The organism is Arachidicoccus sp. (genome assembly GCF_050436765.1).
Lineage (GTDB): Bacteria > Bacteroidota > Bacteroidia > Chitinophagales > Chitinophagaceae > Arachidicoccus.
On sequence record NZ_JBNQGD010000163.1, the window covers coordinates 1 to 4,040 of the forward strand.

The following is a 4,040-nucleotide window of genomic DNA, read 5'->3' on the forward strand; positions in this document are numbered from 1 at the left end:
TTCGCTATTACCCAATTTGGTTTTGGTTTGTCCTTCGAATTGCGGTTCAGGTACTTTTACCGAAATAATAGAACTTAACCCCTCTCTGAAGTCATCTCCCTCAACCGTTACTTTCGCCTTTTCAAACAACCCTTGTTTGTCGCCATAGCTTTTAAACACGCGCGTTAACGCCTGACGGAAGCCCGTAACATGAGTACCTCCCTCGATGGTATTAATGTTATTTACGTAAGAAAATATGTGTTCTTTAAAATCATCATTGTAACTCAAAGCCACTTCTACCGTGACATTCGAGGCTTCATCATAGCCGTCTACATATAAGCTATTAGGAATAATCGGCGAGCGTTTTGCATGTTTGTCCAACATCTCTAAGAACTCTACTATACCACCTTCACTATAAAACTCCTTTTGATATGTATTACCCTGATCATCTTTCTCCCGCAAGTCTTGTAGAATGATTCTTACTCTTCTATTTAAGTAAGCCAATTCACGCAAGCGACCTTCCAAAATATCTTTTTGAAAAACAGTTACCTGAAAAATAGAATCGTCCGGCCAAAAATGAACTTTTGTACCTGTCTTATCAGAAACGCCTATCTCTCGTACTTTATAAACAGGGATACCTTTATGGTATTCCTGTTCAAATATTTTTCCATCTCGATGAACAGTGGCTTTTAACACCGTACTCAATGCGTTTACACAACTCACACCCACACCATGCAAGCCCCCTGAAACCTTGTAAGTATCTTTATCAAATTTACCGCCAGCATGCAGCACCGTCATTACAATTTCCAGCGCACTCTTTTGTTCTTTGGTATTGATACCGGTAGGAATACCACGACCATCATCGATAACAGAAACGGAATTATCTTCATAGATAGTAACATTTATGTTGGAGCAATATCCGGCAAGCGCTTCGTCAATTGAGTTATCCACTACTTCATAAACCAGATGATGTAAACCCTTCACCCCTACATCTCCAATATACATAGCCGGTCTTTTCCGTACCGCTTCTAACCCTTCTAATACTTGTATGCTATCTGCGCCGTACGCTTTATTTTGTGTTGGTTCCACAACTTCACCCAGGTTTTCTTGACTCATAAATTTATTTAAAAAATACTTGATTTTATCGTTTAAAAAAGTGTAGCGAAGTTAAGCTATTTTACCGAATAAATCAACCTCGAAATTGCCACAAAAATGTGTTTTTTTAACCATCAAATCACCCAATTAATGACGATATTTTCTGCGTACTTCCTGGACAATATTAATCAATGCGTTAATTGTTTTACATTTGCCAAAATCATTAAAAAGTAAAATATGCCCTCTTCTTTTTTTAATAATATTGAAGATTTTTTGGAACCAGTAAATCTCATGCAACTTTCAAATGACGAAGGTTTCAAGCCAACTCAAATTGGGGAAAAGGTAGAAGTGTTTGATCGTTCTTTCCCAGATTTAGATGAAGCAGATATTATTATATTAGGGATGGGAGAAGCTCGTGGCGCCGCCTTGCCGGGTGAAGGAAGTCGCTCCGCCAATCAGGTACGTAGTGAGTTTTACCAATTATTCCAATGGCATAACCAATTAAAAATAATAGATATTGGCAATGTAAAAACGGGCAAATCTTTGCAAGATTCTTATGCGGCGTTAAAATTAGTCATGTCGGAATTGTCTATTTTTAAAGCAAAAGTGGTCATTCTTGGCGGTTCACACGATTTAACCGTTCCACAGTGTGATGCCTATGCTGCCAATGAAATGAACTATGTACTCACGTGCGTGGATGCCAAAATAGATTTAAATGCTGACAGCGTAGCGCCCGCTGATAAATTTTTATTAGATTTATTTACCAAGTCGCCTAATCACTTACAGCACTACAATCACATTGGTTTTCAAAGCTATTTTGTACATCCACAAATGTTGGAAACGATTGATAAACTTAGGTTTGATTGTTTTAGAGTAGGCAAAGTAAAAGAAAGATTAGAGGAGATGGAACCTCAAATTCGTGATTCTGATATTTTTAGCTTCGATATCTCTTGCATTCAAAACAGTCACGCCCCCGCCAATAATTTAACTCCCAATGGCTTTAACGGTGAAGAAGTATGCACCTTATTTCAATATGCAGGATTAAGTAATAAAGTGAAAAGCATTGGCATATACAGCTATTTTGAACATTTGGATAAGAATGCCCAAACCGCCAAGCAGATTAGTCATTTGCTTTGGTATCTGATGGATGGCATTTATCAGGGAAAGCAAGAAGCTAATATAGAAAATAGGGCGCATTATAATGAATTTCATCTAGCATCTGAAGATATGAAAACGGTTTTTTTACAAAGTAAAATTACCAATCGGTGGTGGATGCAACTACCCAATGAAGAGTTTATATCCTGCAGTCGACTAGATTATGTGTTAGCTACGCAAAATGAAATTCCTGAGCGCTGGTTGCGCGCCATTGAAAGAAGCTAATACTTTTGAGTGACAATCTGATTTACAATAAGCGTTAAGGCCTGTATAAAACAGGCCTTATATAATTAAGTTACGAAAAGAAAATTCACCAGGATTACGTAATTATAATTAAAGATTTAATGCTCTTTTGGCCTATTTATACATAAATTCATAATACTCGTGGGCCATACGATTGCTATCAAATTGAAAACGCACATCGCGCATTCCGTTTTTCATTATTTGACGCCAGGTATCAAACTCTTTATAATATACCGGCAAGATTTCATTTTCTAAAATATGATACATCATTTTTAAATCATACTCATCTTGCTCATGTACTTGCATATTGTCGTAATCTCCTTTTGGTACAACAAATCCATTATGTCCGTGATTGATAAATTCCGGAATCCATCCATCATCGGTTGAGAAGTTTACAGCTCCATTCATAGCAGCTGTCATACCACTTGTTCCGGAAGCTTCGCGTGGAACACGTGGGTTATTGAGCCATAAGTCAGCCGCTTGCTTTAAACGCTTACTCAGAGTCAATTCATAGCCGACCAATACAGCTACATTTTTATATTTTTTACTTTCATTCACCAAACGATCAAAAGTACCAATAGCCGAATAATCCATTGGATAAGGCTTTCCTGAAAAAATAATTTGGACCGGATGTTTTGTATTTTGAATTAGCTTTAGAAAGCGTTCCTCATCTTGTAATAAAAAATCGGCTCGTTTATAACCCGCAAAACGCCTCGCCCAAACAATGGTAAAAACATTTGGATCAAAAATTTTTCCGGTTTGATCTGCAACAATTTCAAAAGCCCTCTTTTTCAGATACCTCTTACGATCATCAAATAACCAGTCTTCTCCTTCATTGAATGCTTTGTACAATTGTTTGTCTGCCCAATAAGTCCAGTTTTGTGCATTGGTAATAGAAATTATCTCACAAATATTATCATATTGCTGCCACATTTTTTTTGAAACATTCCCATGCAGCTTCGATACGCCATTGGCTTTTGAAGCAAAACGCAATGCCGTTAGAGAATGATTAAAGTCGTCACCATTGATCCCGCTCAATCTTCGAACTTCATCAATACTCAAACCACAGAAATAAGACATTTTGTGACACAAATAAATATTGTGTTTTTCATTCCCTGCCTCTTCAGGTGTATGGGTAGTGAATACCAATTTTTCTTTAACCTGATCAAGATTTTTAAATTTATTTAAAAGATAAAAAGCCGCAGGTAATCCATGTGCTTCATTAAGATGATAGCGTTCCGCGTTAAAATTCAGTTTATCTAAAAGCTTGGCACCGCCCACCCCTAACAAAATATATTGTGCCAATTTTGTTGCTTCATTAGCGTCGTATAATTTGTGTGAAATCGTCTGTGAAATATAATCGTTCTCAGCTAAATCAGTACTTAATAAAAACAAAGGAGCAGTTTTAAAAACTTGTGGGCTCAAATATAAAACCTTTACCCAAACATCCGAATCATGTATTTTAATGGTGAATTTTATATTGGTATCCTTTAAAAACGAATAAGTTTTCTCAGCCCAAGAAGTTTGCATTGTCTGATCGGCATTGCGGATTTGATCATAATATCCGT

3 protein-coding genes are annotated in these 4,040 nt (G+C 36.8%); 1 reads left to right on the forward strand and 2 read right to left on the reverse strand.

Annotated elements, in window-relative coordinates; genetic code table 11:
- The coding region (locus ACQR30_RS07185) for an ATP-binding protein (protein ID WP_429733340.1) at window positions 1-1,095 on the reverse strand (1,095 nt) is incomplete at its 3' end.
- Window positions 1,096-1,311: 216 nt separating this feature from the next.
- On the opposite strand from ACQR30_RS07185, the gene ACQR30_RS07190 reads away from it, so the two are divergent.
- The gene (locus ACQR30_RS07190) at window positions 1,312-2,454 is read left to right on the forward strand and encodes an arginase family protein (RefSeq protein WP_429733342.1); all 1,143 of its coding nucleotides are present in this window, start codon (window positions 1,312-1,314) and stop codon (window positions 2,452-2,454) included.
- 132 nt (window positions 2,455-2,586) lie between these two features.
- Here ACQR30_RS07190 and glgP read toward each other — a convergent pair.
- Window positions 2,587-4,040 (reverse strand): alpha-glucan family phosphorylase (gene glgP / locus ACQR30_RS07195; protein ID WP_429733345.1); only part of this gene is annotated, 1,454 nt, incomplete at its 5' end.